Origin of the sequence: Pseudomonas sp. NFACC25, from assembly GCF_900100935.1 — a bacterium.
In the GTDB taxonomy this organism is placed as follows: domain Bacteria; phylum Pseudomonadota; class Gammaproteobacteria; order Pseudomonadales; family Pseudomonadaceae; genus Aquipseudomonas; species Aquipseudomonas marginalis.
The window spans coordinates 523,793-546,427 of the sequence record NZ_FMUC01000002.1 but is presented as its reverse complement, the minus strand read 5'-3'; the positions used below and the strand labels follow the sequence as shown (position 1 = coordinate 546,427).

At 61.7% G+C, this 22,635-nt stretch carries 16 protein-coding genes; 9 read left to right on the top strand and 7 right to left on the bottom strand.

Annotated features, from left to right (window positions below; translation table 11 throughout):
- Positions 1 to 13: 13 nt before the first annotated feature.
- The 4 genes from BLQ09_RS06625 to aspA form a co-directional block, all read right to left on the bottom strand.
- Positions 14 to 4,576 (bottom strand): coiled-coil domain-containing protein, encoded by a 4,563-nt coding sequence (locus tag BLQ09_RS06625; RefSeq protein WP_092355929.1) that lies wholly within the window; start codon positions 4,574 to 4,576, stop codon positions 14 to 16.
- Between the two features lie 116 nt (positions 4,577 to 4,692).
- Complete coding sequence (locus BLQ09_RS06620) at positions 4,693 to 5,670, bottom strand: asparaginase (RefSeq protein WP_092355926.1); 978 nt, start codon at positions 5,668 to 5,670, stop codon at positions 4,693 to 4,695.
- A 77-nt stretch (positions 5,671 to 5,747) separates the two neighbouring features.
- Entirely contained in the window at positions 5,748 to 7,193 is a 1,446-nt protein-coding gene (locus BLQ09_RS06615; protein ID WP_027608238.1) for an alanine/glycine:cation symporter family protein, read from the bottom strand.
- Positions 7,194 to 7,584: 391 nt separating this feature from the next.
- Positions 7,585 to 9,009 (bottom strand): aspartate ammonia-lyase, encoded by a 1,425-nt coding sequence (gene aspA / locus BLQ09_RS06610; protein WP_025854459.1) that lies wholly within the window; start codon positions 9,007 to 9,009, stop codon positions 7,585 to 7,587.
- A gap of 182 nt (positions 9,010 to 9,191) precedes the next feature.
- Between aspA and BLQ09_RS06605 the strand changes: the two genes are divergently transcribed.
- Positions 9,192 to 10,112: a LysR substrate-binding domain-containing protein gene (locus tag BLQ09_RS06605; protein ID WP_092355923.1), complete on the top strand. Its 921-nt coding sequence runs from the start codon at positions 9,192 to 9,194 to the stop codon at positions 10,110 to 10,112.
- A gap of 51 nt (positions 10,113 to 10,163) precedes the next feature.
- Here BLQ09_RS06605 and BLQ09_RS30940 read toward each other — a convergent pair whose 3' ends face one another.
- Positions 10,164 to 11,291 carry a hypothetical protein gene (locus tag BLQ09_RS30940; protein ID WP_139202105.1) on the bottom strand — a complete coding sequence of 376 codons (1,128 nt, stop codon included), beginning with the start codon at positions 11,289 to 11,291 and terminating at the stop codon, positions 10,164 to 10,166.
- A gap of 167 nt (positions 11,292 to 11,458) precedes the next feature.
- Here BLQ09_RS30940 and purE point away from each other — a divergent pair, with 167 nt between their 5' ends.
- From purE to BLQ09_RS06575, 4 genes are all read left to right on the top strand, one after another.
- Entirely contained in the window at positions 11,459 to 11,950 is a 492-nt protein-coding gene (gene purE / locus BLQ09_RS06590) for a 5-(carboxyamino)imidazole ribonucleotide mutase (RefSeq protein WP_003176980.1), read from the top strand.
- A gap of 11 nt (positions 11,951 to 11,961) precedes the next feature.
- On the top strand, positions 11,962 to 13,047 hold the full coding sequence (locus tag BLQ09_RS06585; protein ID WP_027608240.1) for a 5-(carboxyamino)imidazole ribonucleotide synthase: 1,086 nt from the start codon (positions 11,962 to 11,964) through the stop codon (positions 13,045 to 13,047).
- 104 nt (positions 13,048 to 13,151) lie between these two features.
- Positions 13,152 to 13,397, top strand: coding sequence for a GlsB/YeaQ/YmgE family stress response membrane protein (locus tag BLQ09_RS06580; protein WP_016978642.1), 246 nt, complete (start codon positions 13,152 to 13,154; stop codon positions 13,395 to 13,397).
- Positions 13,398 to 13,474: 77 nt separating this feature from the next.
- The gene (locus BLQ09_RS06575; RefSeq protein WP_027608241.1) at positions 13,475 to 14,011 is read left to right on the top strand and encodes a DUF3299 domain-containing protein; all 537 of its coding nucleotides are present in this window, start codon (positions 13,475 to 13,477) and stop codon (positions 14,009 to 14,011) included.
- A gap of 120 nt (positions 14,012 to 14,131) precedes the next feature.
- On the opposite strand, the gene BLQ09_RS06570 is transcribed toward BLQ09_RS06575, so the two are convergent.
- Both BLQ09_RS06570 and BLQ09_RS06565 read right to left on the bottom strand, forming a co-directional pair.
- Complete coding sequence (locus tag BLQ09_RS06570) at positions 14,132 to 15,031, bottom strand: D-hexose-6-phosphate mutarotase (RefSeq protein ID WP_092355914.1); 900 nt, start codon at positions 15,029 to 15,031, stop codon at positions 14,132 to 14,134.
- 57 nt (positions 15,032 to 15,088) lie between these two features.
- Positions 15,089 to 15,493: an acyl-CoA thioesterase gene (locus BLQ09_RS06565; protein ID WP_003176975.1), complete on the bottom strand. Its 405-nt coding sequence runs from the start codon at positions 15,491 to 15,493 to the stop codon at positions 15,089 to 15,091.
- 408 nt (positions 15,494 to 15,901) lie between these two features.
- Here BLQ09_RS06565 and BLQ09_RS06555 point away from each other — a divergent pair, with 408 nt between their 5' ends.
- The 4 genes from BLQ09_RS06555 to pstA all read left to right on the top strand — a co-directional run bounded on the left by BLQ09_RS06555 (position 15,902) and on the right by pstA (position 22,549).
- Entirely contained in the window at positions 15,902 to 17,191 is a 1,290-nt protein-coding gene (locus BLQ09_RS06555) for an MFS transporter (RefSeq protein ID WP_027608244.1), read from the top strand.
- A 267-nt stretch (positions 17,192 to 17,458) separates the two neighbouring features.
- Entirely contained in the window at positions 17,459 to 18,445 is a 987-nt protein-coding gene (locus BLQ09_RS06550) for a phosphate ABC transporter substrate-binding protein PstS (RefSeq protein ID WP_016978637.1), read from the top strand.
- A 384-nt stretch (positions 18,446 to 18,829) separates the two neighbouring features.
- Positions 18,830 to 20,863, top strand: coding sequence for an ABC transporter permease subunit (locus tag BLQ09_RS06545; protein WP_175472302.1), 2,034 nt, complete (start codon positions 18,830 to 18,832; stop codon positions 20,861 to 20,863).
- 15 nt (positions 20,864 to 20,878) lie between these two features.
- Positions 20,879 to 22,549 carry a phosphate ABC transporter permease PstA gene (pstA, locus tag BLQ09_RS06540; RefSeq protein ID WP_027608246.1) on the top strand — a complete coding sequence of 557 codons (1,671 nt, stop codon included), beginning with the start codon at positions 20,879 to 20,881 and terminating at the stop codon, positions 22,547 to 22,549.
- Positions 22,550 to 22,635 lie beyond the last annotated feature (86 nt).

Here is a 22,635-nt window from a genome sequence, read left to right as displayed (position 1 = left end):
AGGAGTGTGCCGCTTACTTGTGGTCAAAAAATAGCCGTTTGGCCGCCTCCAGGCTGATCTCGCTGCGGTAATAGTCGATTTGCTGCTGCTCGTTCAGGCCTTTGACCGAGTCGGCCGCCGAGCCTTGTCGATATTCATGGGTGGTTTTCAACCGTGCGCTCAGGTAGGCCTTGGCAGGCGTCCAGTCGGTCGAATAATGAAAGTGCGCGTACCAGAGCACTTGATGGGTCGCGCGCTCGGTGATGATGTATTCGTCCAGGTAGTCCGGTGTGCTGCTTTTGAGCCGGCGACGCCTCACGGATTTCTTGATGACGATCTCGTCGCGCTCACTCAGCCATTCGACGCCTTTGGTGGTTGGGGGGTGCTGTTTGATCATGCGCGTCATGCTTTCGGATGCGCGCAGGTACAGGTCCTGCGCGGCGTCGTTGAGCTGCTTGCCAAGGGCGGTTGCCGATTGGGTTTGATCCGCTGTGATGGTGCTGTTGGCCAGGGCCTGCTCGATGTGCCGGCTGGTTTCTTCCAGCAGCAACGCGTGACGGTGGTACAGGTATTCGATGCCGACGGCGGTGCGCCCGGCTTGGCGTGTTTGCTCGATGGCCCGTTGCTTGAACGCGGGCAAACCGTCCAGCAGCGTGCGGCCCTGTCCGAGGCTGGACTGAAGCTCGGGCACCGCCTGCTCGGTGTGTGCAGGGCTCAGCCGTTGCACCCAGACGTTGGGGCTTTTCTCATGGAAGGTGGCAATGACCTGTCGGGTCAGCGGTGACTTGATATCCACCAGATCGGTTTCAAGGCCGACCGCCGTCAGGCGGGGCTCGCCGATCATCACGCCGTTGTAACGGGTATGGATGAATTTCTTCAAGGGCTTGGGGGGCGTCGGTGGAGGGGTGGGCCGATTGCGCAGGATGTCCCGCTCAGCGTGCAGCTGGGACAGATGGGTCAAGGCCTGCCTGGAGAAATCCTTGACCTGTTTGCGCAGGCGTTCCAGCGGGGAGAGGTGGGTCAGGCTGGAAAACTCCTGGGAGAAGTCCTCCAGGCGCTCGTCAATGACCTTGAATTGTTCGATCAGGCTGCTCAGGGATTCGATGCGTTCGTCCAGCCGCGCCTCGCTGCGTTCGTTGAGGGTGTCGCGCAGGGCCTGGACCGACAGATCGGCGTTGTCGACAATCTCATTGAGGTTGGCCCAGGCCTGGGGTGCACGGGTCGCGCTGTCCTCCGGCAGGCACAACCTGCGCGCCAGGGTTATCTGCAGGGCCTTGAGGTCGATGCTGGTGTAGGCCGGCAGTTTTTTCCTGGCGCTCTGGATCAACTGCACGCCCTCCTTGGCCAGGGCCTTGAGTTGAGTGAAGCGCGCATGGGTGTAGTCCAGGCGCGTGATCATGTCTTCACTCATCTCGGTCATTTGTCGCGCGTCTTCGACGTACCGCGTCGGGTGCCGGGTGTCGGGGTGTTCGAGCTGGTCAAGCACGACCCTGAGCTGGGGGGTGAAGGTGGTCTGGGCCTCCCTGATCGCGGCTTCGGTAAGCTCCAGTTGCGCTCTTATATAACCCAGGGCTTTTTGCTGGTAGTCGGGGACCGGGGTGAACACACTCAGGGTCTTGAGGTGTTGCAGTGCCGCTTCGTAATCCGCGCTTTGCTGGTCGAGGGTGTCCATGTAGTGCTGGCGTTTGACTTCGGCAGCGTTACCGGAGACGTCGGTCATGGCCTGGCGGGCCTGTTGCAGCGCTCTTTGTGCGGTCTTCTTGGCGTTTTCGAAGGCCTCGAGCTTGGCCCGTACTTCGGCGGCCTTGAGGGTCGCTTCCGCTTCGGCTTTGTTGAGCATGCGCTTGGGGCCGCCGCCGCGCAGGCGCAGGCGGGTGTCGACGAACCATTGGCCGGCGGCGTTGTGAATCAGCGGCGGTCCGGTTCGATCCGGCTGCCGAGGGTCGATGATGACCACGTTGCCCTCGTCGTCCGCGCTCACTTCAAACCAGCGCTCGCCGACCTGTGCGTAGAAACGCTCGGCGACGCGGGTCAGGTGGCGGGTCGGCCCCGGGCGGGTGTCGACGCTGCTCGCTGCGCCAGGCTGGCTGACTTTGAAACGGTCCAGCACCCGCCCCAGGGTGGCGGGCGACCGATTGAGCGCGCCGCTGGTATGCAGCAGTGGAGTGTGACCCGGTGGGCTTTCATTACCGTCGATGGCGTCCAGCTGTTTGATCTCGACCCGCTGCCCTGCCGAGGGCTCGGTCGGCCTGGATTCCCGCTCGGGCCGAGCGCCGCGGGGACGCAGGCGCGTGCTGATATGCAGGGTAATCGCCATCGACAGGTTCAGCAGCACGTCGGTGAAAGTGGTCCATTGGACCGCGGTGTCATCCTGCTCCGTGGCCCCGACAAACTGTTGCAACTGATCGACGATCTGCCAGATCCACAGGCCTGTCGCCACGCTGGGGCTGGTAAAGGGCAGCGCGGCATTGAGGAGCGTCCAGCCTGTTTGCTTGAGGGTCGCCCAGCGGTTCTCGGTATTGGAGGTCGACTGGCGGTCGGCCAGCTTGACCAGGGCCTGGGCGTTGGCTTCAAACAGGCCGGCGAGCAGGTCACCCTTGAGTGGGTCTTTGCCCAGGCCGATGGGGCCGCTCATGGTTTCCAGTGTCGAGGCGTCCACCAGAAAATCGGCGACGGCCCAGGGGGAAGGCAATTCTCCCGGGAACACATAGTTGGCGTAAGCATCGCGCGCGCTGTCCGGCAACCAGGCCAGCACCGAACGGCGCAGGTCGGGGGACTGGGCAATGGCGTACGTCAGGTTGGCCGGGGACGGATATTGCACCAGGGCCGGCGTGAACAGCGGTCGATAGAGCAGGCAGGGACCGGCGGCGGGATCTTGCGGGCCGATGACGTACATGTTTTCGACCTCATCGGCAGTGGCGTCGTCCCGCCGTTGCGGGATGAACGCCAGAGGCCGCATGATGATGGTCTGCCCGTCTACCGTGTGATCCGAGGCATCGGCTTGCATCAGGGCGGCGACGTATCGATAGCCGCGGTCATCGATGCCGTCCTGCTGCTGAATCTTGCCTTGCAGGGCCAGCAACGGCAGCTGGATGCGCAGGTGCTGGATGTAGAGGTTCTTTCGCGATGAGGCCTCGCGAGGGATTTCCAGCAGCTTGCTTTTGATCAGCGCCGGGTAGTTCCGGCCGATGTCCACCCGGGAAATGAGGCTCTCGATGTACTCGACGGTCAGCCAGTCCGGCAGATTTTGGCCGTTATGCAGCTGCAAGGTCTTGTTGCCGACCGGGATGGCGATCAGGTTGTGCAGCGCCAGTTCGGCGAGGTTGAAGGTGGTGGTCTCGGTCATGCCGGGCACCGTGAAAGTCCCCCACACCACCGGCTGCTGGACTTTCAGGGTGAGCGTATCCAAGGCCAGGGCACCGGCTTGCGGATGGTCCTTGAGGATTTCCGCCTTGAGGTGATTGAGCGCGTACTGCTCGATGGGCGGGATATCGTCCTGATACGACTTGCCGCCGGTGCTGCTGTTCAGGGACGCGAGGTCCTTGAGATGCCGCGCATAGACGTTCAGGTCGGACGTCGACGCCTCCTGCAGCCAGCCCGGCAACGCCTGCTGATACCACTTGCGGCCGGGGCCGGGGCCGGTGGCCAACTCGGTGGCACCGGGTGGCGGAGCCGTGTCCGGGTGGAGCAGGTCGGAAACGTCCAGGCTGCCGATGGCCTCGACCTGCAAGGCAATCAGGCTGCAGGCCTGGTGATCGAAAAAATTGCCGTCAGGTTCGAACAGGCGCCATTGCAACTGTGTGCGGGGTGCCGAGGTGTCCAGGCGAGCGGGCAGGCTTCGGCCCAGCTGTGCCAGGGACGTGAACTTCTCATAGCCCTTGAGCAGCGAGTGGGTGAGGATAACGTCTCGCCCGGCCTGCTTGCCGATCAGGACCGACAGCGCGAGCCGGTTGAGGTGGGTCACCTGCGCGCCGTCGACCTGATCGATGTCGAGCAGGTAGGCGTGGCTGGTGTATGGGTCGTCGAGCCGTCGCACATCGTAGGTGGGCGCGTGAAACAACTGGCGCGCCATGGCGCAGTCGCTTTCGTTCCAGCCCGGTGCCCGCTGGACATTCCACACCGCGCGCAATGAGTTGGACAGCTGATGCCAATGGGGGCCGCTGCCGTTGCTTTTGTTCCAGAACGCCAGCTGTTGCTCCTGCCAGGCCGCCAGCATGACGGGGGCCAGGGTATTGAGCAGATGGGCGATGTCACCGATGCGCACCGGCAAATGGGTTGGCGGCTCGGTGAGCGGTTGTTGGGTCAGGAAGTGTTCGCCTTCGATGTACAGGGTCGGTTCGCCGAGCACGGCCTGATCGGTCAGGCTGTCGCTCAGTGTGCGGTAGGCGGTGGTAGTGGCGCAGGCCTGTTCGTCGATGATTTCCCAGCCGGGGGTGCCGATCAGGCAGATATCGGGGTCGATTGCCAGTGTGGGGTAGCGGGCCTGCAGCGCCTGGCGCAACAACACCGCCGCCACCTCCCTGAATGACGGGCCTGTTAGCAGTTGGGTGAGCAATTCCAGTGGCTGTTGTGAAGCGATTGAGATGGGCGTGGTCATGGGGCATCCCTGTCTTGCCGGTTGATGGGAACGGCCCGAGGTGTTCGCTCGGGTGTTCCATCCTAGGGGCCGGCCAGCCAGGGAAGGGGGTGACTATCTACAGTGCGGCGGTGGGGTCAGCTCAGTTCGCCGCACAGGTCCAGCTCTACCAGTCGCCGGACTTCGGCGATGGATAGCCCGGCCCCGAGCAACGCGTTGAGCTTGCCGAATACCGCTTCACGGGTCATGCCGCCACCTGACAACACGCCCACGCCACGCAGGCGGCTGCCGGCTTCATACACATCCAGTTCCACGCCGCCTTCATGGCATTGGGTGATTGCCACGACCACGATGCCGTTTTCTTCGGCGCGCTGGAGGCTGGCAAGAAACTCAGGGTTATCGCTGGGCCCGGTGCCGCTGCCGAAGCATTCCAGCACCAGTGCCTGGATGCCGCTGCCGAGCAATGCGTCCAATGGTGCTGCGGCGATGCCCGGTACCAGCGGCAATACGCCGACATTGGCCAGGGCCTTCGGCTGGCGGTAATCCAGCGCGGCGGGCAGCGCTTCGGCCTTGGCCACACCGCCGTTGCGCTGCAGCGCGGCGAACGGATGGCGACCAAAGCTGCGGATCTTCGCGCAGCGGGTCGGGGCCATCAGCGCGCCGTGGAAGTACAGGTGCACGCCGGGCGCCAGGCCCTCGCCCAACGCCAGCAGGGCTCCGCTGACGTTTTCCCAGGCATCGCTGTCGGGTACGCCGGCAGGCAACATCGAGCCGGTGAACACCACCGGCGCCGGCAAGCCCAACAGCTGGAAGCTCATCGCCGCCGCGCTGTAGGCCAGGGTGTCGGTGCCGTGCAGGATCAGCACGGCATCGCAACCGTCATCCACGGCCTCGACCACGGCGGTGCGCAGGCGCTGCCAGTAGGCGGGGGTCATGTTGGCGCTGTCGATCAGCGGGGACATTTCCCGGAAGCGCCAGGCGGGTACTGACACGTTGGCGAGCTGTTCGCGCATGCGCGCTTCAAAACCGGATGCGGGGGCCAGGCCATTGGCGCTGGCCTGCATGCCGATGGTGCCACCGGTGTAGAGCACCATGAGGTTATTGGCTGGGGACATCGAAGATTCTCCTGAACGAAAAACGCCGCCGGGCCCAGAGCATGCCCAAGGCCGGGCGGCGTGTCATCTGTCTACGCTCAGCGTTGCACTTGAGCGTTCAGTTCCGCCGCTGGGGTCGCTTGCGGTTTTACCGGATTGGCCGGCCAGGCCTTGCGGTCCAGGTCCAGGTCTGGGAACTGGCTGGAGTCGAACACCGGGGTCTTGATGCCTGCCGCGCGCTGGTTGTCGTAGTCGTTCAGGATGCGCATGGCGATCTTGAACAGGAACGCCAGGGCGAACAGGTTGACGAAGGCCAGCATGGTCATGGTGATGTCGGCGAAGGCGAACACGGTGCTCAGGTTCTCGATCGAACCCCAGAAAATCAGCACCAGCACCAGCGCGCGATAGCCCATCAGCACCTTGCGGTTGTTGCCCACCAGGAAGCGCAGGTTGCTCTCGCCCAGGTAGTAGTTGTACATGATCGAGGTAAACACGAACAACGCCAGGGCCACCGAGATAAACATGCGGCCCCAGTCACCCACCACAGCGGCCAGGGAGTTCTGGGTCAGGGCAATGCCGTCGCCTTCGAAGCCTGGGGTGTAGAAACCGGAGAGCAGGATCAGCAGCGCGGTGCAGGTGCAGATCACGAAGGTGTCGAGGAACACGCTGAACGCCTGGACCACGCCTTGGGCGATCGGGTGTTCTACCGAAGCGACGGCCGCTACGTTGGGCGCACTGCCCAGGCCGGCTTCGTTGGCGAACACGCCGCGTTTCACACCCATGATGATTGCGCTGCCCACCAGGCCGCCGAAGGCTTGGTCGAGGCCGAAGGCGCTTTTGACGATGGTCGCGAGCATGGCCGGTACGTGGTCGAATTGCAGCACGATCACATACAGGGTCACGGCGATGTAGACCAGGGTCTTGACCGGTACCAGCAGGTCGGCGATCGAGGCGATGCGCTTGATCCCGCCGATGAACACCAGGCCCAGCAATACTGCCAGGGCCAGGCCGGTGTAGGTGGTGTCCAGGCCAAACGCGTTGTTCAGCGAGTGGGTCACGGCGTGGGCTTGCAGGCCGTTGAAGGCAAAGCCGAAGGTCACCAGCAGCAGGAACGCCATGACCATCCCCAGCCAGCGCTTGTGCAGGCCGTGCTGGATGTAATAGGCCGGGCCGCCACGGTAGGTGCCTTCCGCGTCAGTGCGCTTGTACAACTGGCCGAGGGAGCACTCGATAAAGCTCGAAGACATGCCCACCAGCGCGGTGACCCACATCCAGAACACGGCACCCGGGCCGCCCAGGGTCACGGCAATGCCGACACCCGCGATGTTACCGGCACCGACGCGACCGGCCAGGCTGAGCATCAGCGCCTGGAACGAGCTGAGTTGGTCGGAGCTGTTTTTCAGGCTGTCGCGAAACACCGAAAACATGTGGAAAAAGTGACGCAATTGAACGAAACGCGAGCGGATCGTGAAATAACCGCCGAGCCCGACAATGAGCACGATCAGTACTTTCCCTGAGAGGAAGTCGTTGATGACTTCGAGCATGGAGTGTTCCTCGCTGATTTTTCTAATGGCAAACGCAGGACGGTCCTACCCCTCGCATAGCACCAGGCAGTGCGCGACGGTTCGACCCCAATCCTTTTGCGGGTGTTGTTATTCATGCGCTATCGCGTGTATCCGGGCTCGTTACCGACGGCCGCAGACGCGAAGAGGGGCGGCACTATACCTAGGCGAACGTGATCCGTCTGCTCGGGCTGATTAAAGGTTTCAGCCAAGCTGTTACAGGCAAGGAGGGTTTGCAGGGCGATATTGGATTTTTTATGGGCGTCATTTCACAACCTTGAGGCAAAAAAAAGGGCCTGAAGAACGAGCCTTCAGGCCCTCAAAAGGTGAGAGGTGTCTAGTCCCTCAACCTGGTGAGCGGTGCAACAAACGCTTAGGCCTTCAACGGGACCAGGCGTGGGGCAATCATGTTTTCGGGGCGCAGGATGTCGTCGAGCATGGCGTCGTCGAGCAAGCCTTCTTCGCGCACCAGTTCCAGCACGCCGCGGCCGCTTTCGAGGGCGATACGCGCAATGCGGGTGGCGTTTTCATAGCCGATGTACGGGTTCAGCGCGGTGACCAGGCCGATGGAGTGTTCCACCAGTTCGCGGCAGCGGGCTTCGTTGGCGGTGATGCCGACGATGCAGTGCTCGCGCAGCATGTCCATGGCGCGTTGCAGCAGGCGGATCGAGTCGAAGATCTTGAAGGCGATCAGCGGCTCCATCACGTTCAGTTGCAGCTGGCCGCCTTCGGCCGCCATGGTCAGGGCCAGGTCGTTGCCGATGACTTGGAACGCGACTTGGTTGACCGCTTCCGGGATCACCGGGTTGACCTTGCCGGGCATGATCGAGCTGCCTGGCTGGCGCGCCGGCAGGTTGATCTCGTTGATGCCGGTGCGTGGGCCGCTGGACAGCAGGCGCAGGTCGTTGCAGATCTTCGACAGTTTCACGGCGGTACGCTTGAGCATGCCGGAGAACAGCACGAAGGCGCCCATGTCGGAGGTGGCTTCGATCAGGTCGGCAGCCGGGACCACTGGCTGGCCGCTGATAACGGCCAGGCGTTGTACGGCCAGGGCCTGGTAGCGTGGGTCGGCGTTGATGCCGGTGCCGATGGCGGTACCGCCCAGGTTCACTTCGGTGAGCAGCTCTGGCGCCAGGGTTTTCAGGCGGGCCAGGTCTTCACCGAGGGTAGTGGCGAACGCACGGAATTCCTGGCCGAGGGTCATCGGCACGGCGTCCTGCAATTGGGTGCGGCCCATTTTCAGCACGTGGCTGAACTCGACGCCCTTGGCGGCGAATGCCTGGATCAGGCTGTCGAGGCTGGCCAGCAGCGCGTCGTGGCCCAACAGCAGGCCCAGGCGGATCGCGGTCGGGTAGGCGTCGTTGGTCGACTGCGCCATGTTCACGTCGTTGTTGGGGTGCAGGTACTGGTATTCGCCCTTGTTGTGGCCCATGGCCTCCAACGCGATGTTGGCGATGACTTCGTTGGCATTCATGTTGGTTGAAGTGCCGGCGCCGCCTTGAATCATGTCCACCACGAATTCTTCGTGGAAATCGCCGCGGATCAGGCGGGCACAGGCTTCGCTGATGGCAGCGTGCTTGGCTTCGCTGAGCTGGCCCAACTCGCGGTTGGCGTCAGCCGCCGCTTGCTTGACCATTGCCAGGCCGACCACCAATTTCGGGTAATGCGAAATCGGAACGCCCGAGAGGCGGAAGTTATTCACCGCTCGCAGGGTCTGGATGCCGTAATACGCTTGGGCAGGTACTTCGAGTACGCCAAGCAGGTCTTTTTCTGTGCGGAATGATGCAGCGGAGGACATGACGGAAATCATCTCGATATGGACCCGGAACAGGCCGGAACGCTGCGAATGCTAGGCCTGTAGGAAATTTTGGGCCAATGCTGTTAAACACTGGCCTATGCATAAACGGCATAATGTGAGTGTGACCCGGCTATCATGGCGGGCGTGTGTGCCAAAATGGTGCGTATCCGTGGGAGGCAGTGATGAACCTTGAGAGCAAATGGTTGGAAGACTTCAGCGCCCTGGCGGCGACTCGCAGCTTTTCCCAGGCGGCGGAGCGGCGCTTTGTCACCCAGCCGGCGTTCAGCCGACGTATCCGCAGCCTTGAGGCCGCATTGGGCCTGACCCTGGTCAACCGCTCGCGCACGCCGGTTGAGCTGACGGCGGCGGGGCAGTTGTTCCTGGTCACCGCGCGTACCGTGGTCGAGCAGCTCGGCGAAGTGCTGCGCCATTTGCATCACCTGGAAGGCGGGCAGGGCGAAGTCATGCAAGTGGCCGCTGCCCACTCCCTGGCGTTGGGTTTCTTCCCGCGCTGGATCGCACAACTGCGCAACGACGGCCTGAACATCGCCACGCGGCTGGTTGCCACCAACGTCGGTGACGCCGTGCACGCCCTGCGCGAAGGCGGTTGCGATTTGATGCTGGCCTTCTACGACCCGGATGCGGCCATGCAGATGGACGCCGAAATCTTCCCCTCACTGCACCTGGGCAACACCGAAATGCTCCCGGTATGCGCGGCCGACGCCGACGGCAAGCCGCTGTTCGACCTCGAAGGAGAGGGCAGTGTGCCGCTGCTGGCCTACAGCGCCGGGGCGTTCCTCGGCCGTTCCGTGCACCTGTTGCTGCGCCAGCGCGCGCTGCGCTTTACCACGGTGTACGAAACCGCCATGGCCGACAGCCTCAAAAGCATGGCCCTGGAAGGCCTGGGCATCGCCTGGGTGCCGCAACTGAGCGTGCGTGCCGAACTGGCCCGCGGTGAGTTGGTGGTCTGCGGCGGGCCGCAATGGCACGTGCCGCTGGAAATTCGTCTGTATCGCTGCGCGCTGGTGCGCAAGGCGAATGTGCGGTTGTTGTGGCGCAAGTTGGAAGGTGGCGCGGCGACTGCCGGCGGGGCGGCAGGCTAGAGGAAAGTCAACAGGATTGGCTTTCTTTGTAAGATGGGCGGTATAGCCGCATCAAGGGATGTTCTTGAGGTAATTACGGATATTTTCTCTGTTTTTGTCGCTGAAGCGGTAAGCCTGCCCCTGAGGCTGCTGTATGCCGTCACCTCCATTCATAATTGATGGCTGGTAACCCCATATACGGCGGAATTGTGGGATTTTCCGTATTACCTCGAGCGCGACGCTCTCGCCGTATAGCGATGAAATCGTTTTGCCCTCCTTATTAAAGTATTTTTCGGCGTCTTCATGGGTCGCGCCGAACATGTGGCCTACTTCGTGAGCTGGAACGACAGAGTGCGCTTTCGCGATTGCGTAATCGCTAACGCCGGTTCCGGCAACACCTTTTGCTAAATCATCTTTGGTTAAAAGCAAGAATTTGTTTATATCTGGATCGAATCCGAGTTTGTCTCGCAGGTCTTCAACTTCTTGAGCCCAGGCTTGGCCTGCTTTTCCAAAGTCTTCATGTTTGTAGTTCATGTGGCGCATTTCGTGTGGGGAGAGGAAAGAAAAATGTATGTCTCTGCCGGAAATTTCTTCAAGTTCAGTTTTCAGCCAGGAGAAATGTTCATTGAACAGCTGGTTACGATCTACACCTTTTAGATCTTCATGAATCACGATGTGTAAGTTGATGGGACGCTTGCCGGTTGAAGTGTGATGGTGATCGTCCACTGAGCGTTTGCTTCTTGCAGAGTCAGCCGTTTGGTGCTGCAAACCCGGCCCTGGTACTTCGGGTCGCATTTCAAGGGAAAACTTCTGATCATTAATGGTCATGTTCAGGCGGTGCGGGTTTAGCCGGTCGGTGGATACTCGGTCGGGGGCAAAATATGAGGCGGGTTTTTGTTCGGGGTGCTTGGATAGGGCTTGGTTGTTTTCAGGCGTGATGGTTTGCATTGCTGGGAGGGTTGGGGGGTTAATAGTGCTCAAGTTATTTCTCCTTGTTGAGGCGGTTAAAATAGGCGTGCGAAACAGAACTTTGAAAGTGCAGGATTGTTTGTTTTTTTTTCTGAGAGGCCTGTTTTTTTCAATCCCTGACGTTGTAGGCGGCAAGGCTTTTATTCTCGGGGAAAATGCATTTAAAGCTGTAGGGCGGAGCGCGGCTTGATTGACTTTCAGGTCAGCAAAGCCGGGATTGGCAGCTGTCATGACAGATGGTCATTCCAGGGGCTGTTTATCTGGATTATTACGGTATACTGCGCGGCCTTCGGCCGGTCCAACCGGCCACATTTCGTACAACAAGCCACGCCGGATTTCCCGCGTGGCTTGTTGTTTTTTGACGCGCCTGCGGGCGCCCAGAGAGAAGAGGCACGACGATGAGTGCATTGGTTGGCGTGATCATGGGCTCCAAGTCCGATTGGTCCACCCTTAGCCACACCGCCGATATGCTGGAAAAACTCGGCATTCCGTATGAAGTGAAAGTGGTCTCTGCCCACCGCACCCCGGATTTGCTGTTCCAGTATGCCGATGAAGCAGAATCCCGTGGCATCGAGGTGATCATCGCCGGTGCCGGCGGTGCCGCACACCTGCCGGGCATGTGTGCGGCCAAGACCCACCTGCCGGTGCTTGGCGTACCGGTGCAGTCGGCAATGCTCTCGGGCGTGGATTCGCTGTTGTCCATCGTGCAGATGCCGGCCGGTATCCCGGTGGCCACCCTGGCGATCGGCAAGGCCGGTGCCATCAACGCAGCCCTGCTGTCCGCCAGTATCCTGGGCGCCAAGCACCCGCAGTTCCACGCGGTGCTGAAGAAATTCCGTGCCGAGCAGACAGACAGCGTGCTGGACAATCCAGACCCACGTATCGCCTGAGGGTGTTGACGATGAAAATCGGTGTAATCGGTGGCGGCCAACTGGGCCGTATGCTGGCCTTGGCGGGCACCCCGCTGGGGATGAACTTCGCTTTCCTGGACCCGGCGCCGGACGCCTGTGCGGCAGCCTTGGGTGAACACCTGCGCGCTGACTACAGCGACCCGGACCACCTGCGCCAACTGGCCGACGAAGTCGATTTGGTGACGTTCGAGTTTGAAAGCGTACCGGCCGAAACCGTGGCCTTCCTGTCGCAGTTCGTACCGGTGTACCCGAGCGCCGAAGCCTTGCGCATTGCCCGTGACCGCTGGTTCGAGAAAAGCATGTTCAAGGACCTGGGCATTCCGACCCCAGCCTTCGCCGATATCCAGTCCCAGGCGGACCTGGACGCTGCCGTCGCCAGCATCGGCCTGCCGGCCGTGCTGAAAACCCGCACCCTGGGCTACGACGGCAAGGGCCAGAAAGTCCTGCGCACCGCTGCCGATGTGGTCGGCACCTTCGCCGAACTGGGCAGCGTGGCCTGCCTGCTGGAAGGCTTCGTGCCGTTCACCGGCGAAGTCTCGTTGATCGCCGTACGTGCCCGGGATGGCGAGACGCGCTTCTACCCGTTGGTGCACAACACCCACGACAGCGGCATCCTCAAGCTGTCCGTGGCCAGCACCGATCACCCGTTGCAGGCCCTGGCCGAAGACTATTCCAGCCGCGTGCTCAAGCAGCTGGATTACGTCGGTGTGATGGCGTTCGAGTTCTTTGAAGTCGACGGCGGCCTCAAGGCCAACGAAATCGCCCCGCGTGTGCATAACTCCGGGCACTGGACCACCGAAGGCGCCGAGTGCAGCCAGTTCGAAAACCACCTGCGCGCTGTCGCGGGCTTGCCATTGGGCTCCACGGCCAAGGTCGGTGAGAGCGCGATGCTCAACTTTATCGGCGTGGTACCGCCGGTGGAGCGCGTGATCGCCATCGAAGACTGCCATCTGCATCACTACGGCAAGGCCTTCAAGGCCGGGCGCAAGGTCGGCCACGCCAACCTGCGCTGCAAGGACCGCGCAACGCTGCAAGCGCAGATCCTCAAGGTCGAAGCGCTGATCGCCGAGCAATAACCCGGGGATCGGCGGGAACCATTGGTTATCGCCGTCCTCTGATTGCAGGATGCCAAAGCCTGTCTAGGCTTTGGCATAGCTCACTTCATTCAGAGGGAAATGCCATGGGTATCATCGGAACCATCTTTATCGGCTTGATCGTCGGCCTGTTGGCGCGTTTCCTCAAGCCCGGCGACGACAGCATGGGCTGGATCATGACCATCCTGCTGGGTATCGCCGGTTCCCTGGCCGCGACCTACGGTGGCCAGGCGCTGGGCATCTACCAGGCGGGTCAAGGCGCAGGCTTTATCGGCGCACTGGTCGGCGCAATCATCCTGCTGGTGATCTACGGCCTGATCAAAAAGAAGTAATCAGCCGACAAAGTCCTCTGCGCTGCGCAGGCGCAGAGGGCTAGAATGCTCGCCACTTGTACTTGCCGAGCCTCTCCATGCGCCGTCTCCTGTTGACTCTTCTTCTGCTGGGCTCTGGCCTGGCCCATGCCGGTGAATTGCCGGAAACCGACTGGCTCGACCTGATGCCGCTGTCGGACCAGAAGGCCCTCGAGGCCATGCCCGAGATCGATCACAACTCCCCCGAAGCCCAAGGCACGTTCACCGACAAAGGTGGCCTGAAGCAGAGCAAAGGCTTGCCGGCGGTGATGTATTCGACCAAGACCGTGGCCGCCATGAACGGCAGGAACATCCGGATCGGCGGCTACCCGGTGCCGTTGGAAACCGACGCCAAGGGGCGCAGCACGCTGTTCTTCCTGGTGCCATACCCGGGCGCCTGCATCCACGTGCCGCCACCGCCGCCTAACCAGTTGGTGCTGGTGCGTTATCCCAAGGGTTTGAAGCTGGATGATATCTACACGCCGCTGTGGGTGACCGGCACGTTGAAGGTGGAGACGGTGAACAACGATTTGGCCGACGCCGCCTATGCGCTGGATGCGGGCAAGGTGCGGGTCGTAAAGGAATCCGATCTATAAGCTTCCGCTGAACCCAATGTGGGAGGGGGCTTGCCCCCGATAGCAGGGTGCCAGTCACTGTCTTTGGTGACTGATTCACCGCTATCGGGGGCAAGCCCCCTCCCACATTTGGAACTCCATCTACCGGGTAACACCGGTGATGCTCACACCCAGCGTGTGGCTTTCACCCGGCGCCAGCGTCACCACATCATCCAGCACATTCGCCGTCTCGATGCACAGCATGCCCTGCCAGCCATCATCGGCCATGTCGTCGAAGGCCTTGGCGCGTTCGGTCCAGGGGTTCCAGATCACGGTGGATTTCGAGCCTTGGCTGGTGAGCTGGATGCGACGCTGCCAGTCCTGATCGAGGATGCTCAGCGACGGGGGCGTATCGAGGTAGATGCGGTCGGTCTCGGCAGTGAAGTGCAGCAGGCCGGACTGGGTTTTCTCGCTCCAGCCATCGGCGGTATCGATGTACGCCGAGCCGTCCAGGCCTTCGACCTGCACGTTGCGTACGTCGCTCACGGCGAAGTAGGTATGCAGCGCCTGGCTGAGCGTGACAGTGCCGTCGCCACGGTTGTGGCTGGTCAGGCGGATGTGCAGTTGGTCGTCCAGCAACAGGCTCAGTTTCAGCTCCACCTGATGTGGCCAGCCGGGGAAGCCGCCTGCAGGAACCGGTAGTTCAAGGTCCACTCGCAGCGCTTCACCTTCAAGGGAGGTCCCGGCCAATACCCAGGTCGTGGTACGCACGAAACCGTGAGCGCCCGCAGGCTGATCACTTTGGCGCATCGCCTTTACGCTGGACGGGTTGCGGTCGAACACCCCAAACCAGGGCCAGCACACTGGTACGCCAGTACGAATGCCCTTGCCCTTCTTGAACACCGCCTCAGGGTTCGGCCAGATCAGCGGCTGCTCGCCTTCACGCCCGTAACTGAAGATATGCGCGCCCTGCTGGGCAATCATCAGCTCGGCGCCGTTATGGCGGATGCGCCAGCAGTCCAGTTCGTCGACTTTCACGGTCTCAACGTGGGGCGTAGGCATAACAGGCACTCTCAATGGCAGGCAATGGGGCAATTGACCGTCAAAACCCCGCGAGGTTTAACGCGCGCGCGATGGCACCGAGCGTGTGCGGCCGCTGCCATCGATAGCGACAAATACAAACACCGCCTCGGTGACCTTGCGCCATTCGCTGGACAGCGGGTCGTCGCTCCACACTTCGACCATCATCTGGATCGAGCTGCGGCCGATTTCCAGGGCCTGGGTATAGAAGGACAATTGCGCGCCCACTGCCACCGGCACCAGGAACGCCATGCGGTCAATGGCCACGGTGGCCACACGCCCGCCTGCGACCTTGCTGGCCATGGCGGTACCGGCGAGGTCCATCTGCGCGACCAGCCAGCCGCCGAAGATATCGCCAAAACCGTTGGTTTCACGCGGGAGCGCGGTGATTTGCAGGGCGAGATCGCCTTGCGGGATAGGATCTTCTTGTTCGAGTTCGATCATGCCGGGGGGCCTCTGACCCGTGACGCTTTTATAGGTGGAGCAAGGTGGATAGCCGACTGTTAGAAAAACGTTTCAGCACAAACATACTCCGTTCGATACGTTTCTCGTAAGGCGTACTAAAGGGAAACTCTGCCAAATCGGCTGGATGGCACCCAACGACGTTTTGGCGCAGCAGCCCCTCAAGCCTGGGGTTCTTGCGCTTGCAAGGGCCGAGTATATCGAGACCCTGGCGCCACGACGACCTCCCGGCGCTCATTTGGTCGGTAAATAGCCGCTGTATCGCGGCTTTTGCGCGCAACTGTTCTCCTGGCGCTGTGCTTTTACAAGCGATTTGCTATCTTGCCAGACCGCCGCCGGTCCCGGGCGTGTCGTCCTTATCAAGCTGACTACTATAAGAGAAGCCTTGCCATGTCCTCCGTGCCTGCAAGCAGTGCGCAACCGTCGCGCCCGCTGACCCGCAACGACTACAAAACCCTGTCGCTGTCTGCCTTGGGCGGGGCGCTGGAGTTTTATGACTTCATCATTTTCGTGTTTTTCGCCACCGTGGTCGGAAAACTGTTCTTCCCTGTCGATATGCCCGAATGGCTGCGCATGATGCAGACCTTCGGCATCTTCGCCGCCGGTTACCTGGCACGCCCGCTGGGCGGCATCATCATGGCGCACTTCGGTGACCTGCTGGGCCGCAAGAAAATGTTCACCCTGAGCATCTTCATGATGGCCGTGCCGACCCTGATCATGGGCCTGCTGCCAACCTACGCGCAGATCGGCCTGTGGGCACCGGTCCTGTTGCTGTTGATGCGCATCATCCAGGGCGCAGCGATTGGCGGTGAAGTCCCCGGCGCCTGGGTGTTCGTCTCCGAACACGTACCGCCGCGCCATATCGGCTACGCCTGCGGCACCCTGACCAGCGGCCTGACCGCCGGGATCCTGCTGGGCTCGCTGGTCGCTACCGCGATCAACACTATTTACAGCCCTGAGCAGGTCTCGGATTACGCCTGGCGCATTCCGTTCCTGCTCGGTGGCGTGTTCGGCCTGCTGTCGGTGTACCTGCGCCGCTGGTTGCATGAAACGCCGATCTTCGCCGAGATGCAGCAACGCAAGACCCTGGCCGCCGAGCTGCCATTGCGTGCCGTATTACGTGACCACCGCGGTGCCATCGTGTTGTCGATGCTGCTGACCTGGCTGCTGTCGGCCGGCGTCGTGGTGGTCATCCTGATGACCCCGACCGTGCTGCAGACCATCTACCACTTCAGCCCTACTGTTGCGCTGCAGGCCAATAGCCTGGCCATCGTGACGTTGAGCCTTGGCTGCATTGCCTCCGGCGCCCTGGCTGACCGTTTTGGTGCCGGGCGTGTACTGGTAAGCGGTTGCGCCTTGCTGCTGGCGACCTCCTGGACGCTGTACCACAGCCTCATGACCCACCCGGACTGGCTGTTCCCGCTGTACGCCTTGACCGGCCTGTTCGTCGGCACCATTGGCGTGGTGCCTTACGTGATGGTGAAAGCCTTCCCGCCCGTGGTGCGCTTCAGTGGCCTGTCGTTTTCCTACAACGTGGCCTACGCCGTATTCGGCGGGCTGACGCCCCTGGCGGTGTCGCTGCTGATGAAGGAAAGCCCGATGGGGCCGGCCTACTACGTGGCTGTCCTGTGCGTGATGGGGATGGTGGTGGGTGGGTATCTGTGGAAGCGCGGGCGGTAACCCCGTTTAGCGCTTTTACCGGTAACCATGTGGCGAGGGAGCAAGCTCCCTCGCCACATGCCTTGCGTTTTATAACAATTACAGCTTGTTTCCAAGAAGTCGCTTAGTCGCCCTAACCTCCTCGTACGTCCCGACCTTCTCTCCTTTTGTTGTGTGATCTCCAATGCTGGCCTTTCATCCAATTGTCATATTTCAGACATAGAGTGTTCACACGGCCTCTCGATACTTGGCCCCGATCCAACTATCCCTATCTGCTAGGAGCAAGGCATGAAACTGAAACGTTTGATGGCGGCAATGACTTTTGTCGCTGCTGGCGTTGCGACCGCCAACGCGGTGGCTGCAGGTGTTGATCCGGCAATCCCGGCTTACGTCAAGACCACTGGTGTGTCGGGCAACTTGTCCAGCGTCGGTTCCGATACCCTGGCCAACCTGATGACCCTGTGGGCCGAGGGTTACAAAAAGGAATACCCGAACGTCAACATCCAGATTCAAGCTGCCGGCTCCGCCACCGCGCCACCTGCGCTGACTGAAGGCACCTCCAACCTGGGCCCGATGAGCCGCAAGATGAAGGACACCGAACTGGCGGCCTTCGAGCAGAAGTACGGCTACAAGCCAACCGCTATCCCGGTTGCCGTGGACGCCCTGGCCGTGTTCGTGCACAAGGACAACCCGATCCAGCACCTGACCATGGAACAAGTCGACGCGATCTTCTCCTCGACTCGCCTGTGCGGTGGCAAAGCCGATGTGAAAACCTGGGGTGACCTGGGTGTGACCGGCGACCTGGCCAACAAGCCAGTGCAACTGTTCGGCCGTAACTCGGTATCCGGCACCTACGGCTACTTCAAGGAAGAAGCCCTGTGCAAAGGCGACTACAAGCCTAACGTGAACGAACAACCCGGCTCGGCTTCCGTCGTGCAGTCGATCAGCTCCTCGCTGAACGGCATCGGTTATTCGGGCATCGGCTACAAGACCGCCAGTGTGAAGACCGTGGCCCTGGCCAAGAAAGGCAGCACTGACTTCATCGAAGACAGCGAAGAAAACGCCCTGAACGGCAAATACCCGCTGTCGCGTTTCCTCTACGTTTACGTCAACAAAGCCCCGAACAAGCCTCTGGCCCCGCTGGAAGCCGAGTTCGTGAAACTGGTTCTTTCCAAACAGGGCCAGGAAGTGGTCGTCAAGGACGGCTACATCCCACTGCCAGCCAAGGTTGCCGCCAAGGCCCTGGCTGACCTGGGTCTGAAAGAAGGCAACTGATTGCCTCTGCGGGGCCGGGATACCGGCCCCGCATCCAAATTTTCTAGTCCGCTGCCAGCCCTGCTTCGCGGCGGATTTGTTGCGTCACTGCACTGTCATCTTTCTGTCATACAGGATCGCTAGGGTGTGCGCATGAATGATCTGGCCAATTCCACCATGACGACAACTTCTCCCCCCAAGCGCATTGATTTCAATACGCCTGAGCTGCAACGCAAGCGCCGTATTCGCGCGCTCAAGGATCGCCTGACCCGTTGGTACGTGCTGGTGGGCGGCCTCGCCGTTCTGGGTGCGATCACCCTGATCTTCTTTTTCCTCGCCTACGTGGTCGCGCCACTGTTCCAAGGCGCCTCGCTGACCAAGGAAGACGCACTGACGCCCGCCTGGATGCAGGACGCCGGCAAGCCGTTGTTGATCTCCCTGGAAGAGCAGAACCAGGTCGCCATGCGGGTTTCCGACAAGGGCCAGGCGCTGTTCTTTGACGTCACGAGCGGTGCCGAACTCAAGCGTGTCGACCTGCCGCTTGCGCCCGGCGTGAGCGTGGCTTCCATCGGTGAAGACCAGCCGGGCAGCCCGCTGGTGATCCTCGGTTTGTCCAATGGCCAGTCCCTGGTGTTCCGTCACACCTATAAGGTGTCGTACCCGGACGGCAAGAAAACCATCACGCCTGCGATTGAATACCCCTACGGTGAAACGCCGATCGTGCTCGACGATGCCGGCCGCCCGTTGGAGCATGTTGCCCTCAACGCCACCGATTCGTCGCTGGTGGTGGCAGGCTCGGCCGGTTCGCACTTGAACGTGCTGACCCTGAGCCGCGAAGAAAACATGATGACCGGTGAAGTCACCAGCGAGCAGAAGCGTGTCGAGCTGCCGCAAATGACCGAGCCAGTGAAGGCGATCTTCATCGATCCACGCCAGCAGTGGCTGTACGTGATCAACGGACGTGCCCTGGCGGATGTGTTCAGCCTGCGCGACAGGAGCCTCAACGGTCGCTACAAATTACTGGAAGATGGCACTGCCGAAGTCACCGCCAGCACCCAGTTGGTGGGCGGCATCTCGCTGATCGTCGGTAACTCCAAAGGCGGCCTGGCCCAGTGGTTCATGGCCCGCGACCCGGATGGCGAGCAGCGCTTCAAGCAGATCCGTACCTTCCAAATGGGCACTGCGCCCATCGTGGAAATCACTGCTGAAGAGCGGCGCAAAGGCTTCACTGCCCTCGACGCCTCCGGCAAATTCGGCGTGTTCCACAGCACCGCCCACCGCACCCTGCTGGTGGATCCGGTGGTCGACGGCCAGGGCGTGTTTGGTATGTCGCCGCGCGCCAACCGGGTGATCGTCGAAGCCGGCGGCAAGCTGCAGCCGCTGCTGCTGGACAACCCGCACCCGGAAGTGTCCTGGAGCGCGTTGTGGAGCAAGGTCTGGTACGAAAACTACGACGAACCTAAGTACGTCTGGCAATCGACCGCCGCCAACACCGACTTCGAACCCAAGATGAGCCTGGCGCCATTGACCTTCGGTACCCTGAAGGCGGCGTTCTACGCCATGCTGCTGGCGGCGCCACTGGCTGTTGCCGCGGCGATCTACACCGCTTACTTCATGGCCCCGAGCCTGCGCCGCAAGGTCAAGCCGGTGATCGAACTGATGGAAGCCATGCCGACGGTGATCCTCGGCTTCTTCGCCGGCCTGTTCCTGGCGCCGTATGTCGAAGGGCATCTGCCGGGGATCTTCAGCCTGCTGATGCTGTTGCCGATTGGCATCCTGGTGGCCGGGTTTGTCTTCAGCCGCCTGCCTGAATCCATTCGCCTGCGGGTTCCCGATGGTTGGGAAAGCGCGATCCTGATCCCGGTGATCCTGTTCGTGGGCTGGCTCTCGCTGTACATGAGCCCGTACCTGGAAACCTGGTTCTTCGGCGGCGACATGCGCATGTGGATCTCCCACGACCTGGGCATTACCTACGACCAGCGCAACGCCCTGGTGGTCGGCCTGGCCATGGGCTTTGCGGTGATCCCGAACATCTACTCCATCGCCGAAGACGCCGTGTTCAGCGTACCGCGCGGCCTGACCCTGGGTTCCCTGGCCCTGGGCGCCACACCGTGGCAGACCATGACCCGCGTGGTGATCCTGACCGCCAGCCCGGGCATCTTCTCGGCGCTGATGATCGGCATGGGGCGCGCCGTGGGCGAGACCATGATCGTGCTGATGGCCACCGGCAACACGCCGGTGATGGAGATGAACCTGTTCGAAGGCCTGCGCACCCTGGCGGCCAACGTCGCGGTGGAAATGCCCGAGTCGGAAGTCGGCGGCAGTCACTACCGCGTGCTGTTCCTCTCGGCGCTGGTGCTGCTGCTGTTCACCTTCATCATGAACACCCTCGCCGAGCTGATTCGTCAGCGTCTGCGCAAGAAATACTCGTCGCTTTAAGAAAGGTAGAAGTCTGTGAAACAGAACTCCCTGAATGGATGGTTCAAGAGCGGCGCTCCGGGCGTCTGGATCAGCGGTGGCGCGGTGTCCATCGCGGTCATCATGACCATTGGTTTGCTGGCCGTGATTGCCGTGCGGGGCCTGGGCCACTTCTGGCCGGCCGACCTGATCCAGGCCAACTACAACGTGCCGGGCCAGGAAAACCATATCGTCATCGGCGAAGTGGTGCAGAAAGAAGAAGTGCCGCGCGAGCGCCTGAAAAGCGCGGGCCTGCCGGTGCCCGATGCGGGCCCTGAATTCATGACCCGCGAGCTGATCAAGGTCGGCAACCGCGACCTGAACGGCAACGACTTCACCTGGATCGTCGGCGAATGGTTGAAGGACCAGAGCACGCCGAAGAACCTGATGACCATCGAACGTCGTGAGTGGGGCAACTTCTACGGCACCCTGGTCAACGTCAAGCAGGATGGCAAGGTCATCGCTGAAGGCGAGGCCGCGTGGCCGGAGCTGCAAGCCCGCGTGGACCGCGTGAACAAGCTGGCGGCCCAGCTCAAGACCCTGGAGAAGTCCGACATCGGCGCGATCAACGCCGGCCTCGAGCGCATCCGCCTGCATGGCCGCAAACTGGAACTGGAAGGCAAGCTCGACGCGGCCGCCCAGGCCGACATGGAGGCCGACCGCGCCGAGCTGAACGCGCGTTACCAGGACATCGAAGCGCGCCTGGCCGACCTGCACGCCCAGTTCAACCGTGACGCCTTGACCGCTCGCGATGGCAACGGCAAGGAAATTGAAATCGGCATCGGCAAGGTGGTGCACGCCTACCAGCCGAACGCCATGGGGACCGTGACCAAGATCGGTTTCTACGTCAGCAAGGTGTGGGAATTCCTCAGTGATGACCCGCGGGAAGCCAACACCGAAGGCGGGATCTTCCCGGCGATCTTCGGCACCGTGATGATGACCCTGATCATGGCGATGATCGTGACCCCGTTCGGCGTGCTGGCGGCGGTGTACCTGCGTGAATACGCCAAGCAGAACACCCTGACGCGCATCATCCGCATCGCCGTGAACAACCTGGCGGGTGTACCGGCCATCGTCTACGGCGTGTTCGGCCTGGGTTTCTTCGTGTATGTATTGGGTGGCTCGGTCGACCGTCTGTTCTTCGCGGAAGCGCTGCCGGCACCGACCTTCGGTACACCGGGCCTGCTCTGGGCCTCGCTGACCCTGGCGCTGCTGGCGGTACCGGTGGTGATCGTGGCCACCGAAGAAGGCCTGGCACGGATTCCGCGTACGGTGCGTGAAGGCTCCCTGGCGCTGGGCGCGACCAAGGCGGAAACGCTGTGGAAGATCGTGCTGCCGATGGCCAGCCCGGCGATGATGACCGGCATGATCCTCGCCGTGGCCCGCGCCGCCGGTGAAGTGGCGCCGCTGATGCTGGTCGGCGTGGTGAAACTCGCCCCGTCGCTGCCGCTGGACGGCAACTACCCGTACCTGCACCTGGACCAGAAGATCATGCACCTGGGGTTCCATATTTATGACGTCGGTTTCCAGAGCCCTAACGTCGAGGCCGCACGGCCGCTGGTATACGCCACCGCCTTGCTGCTGGTGCTGGTGATCGCCACGCTCAACCTGTCGGCAGTGTGGATTCGTAACCACCTGCGTGAGAAGTACAAGGCGCTGGACAGCTGATCTGAATTGAACGCGGACTTATTTGTGGGAGGGGGCTTGCTCCCGATTGCGGTGTGCCAGCCAGCACACATGTTCCTGATGCACCG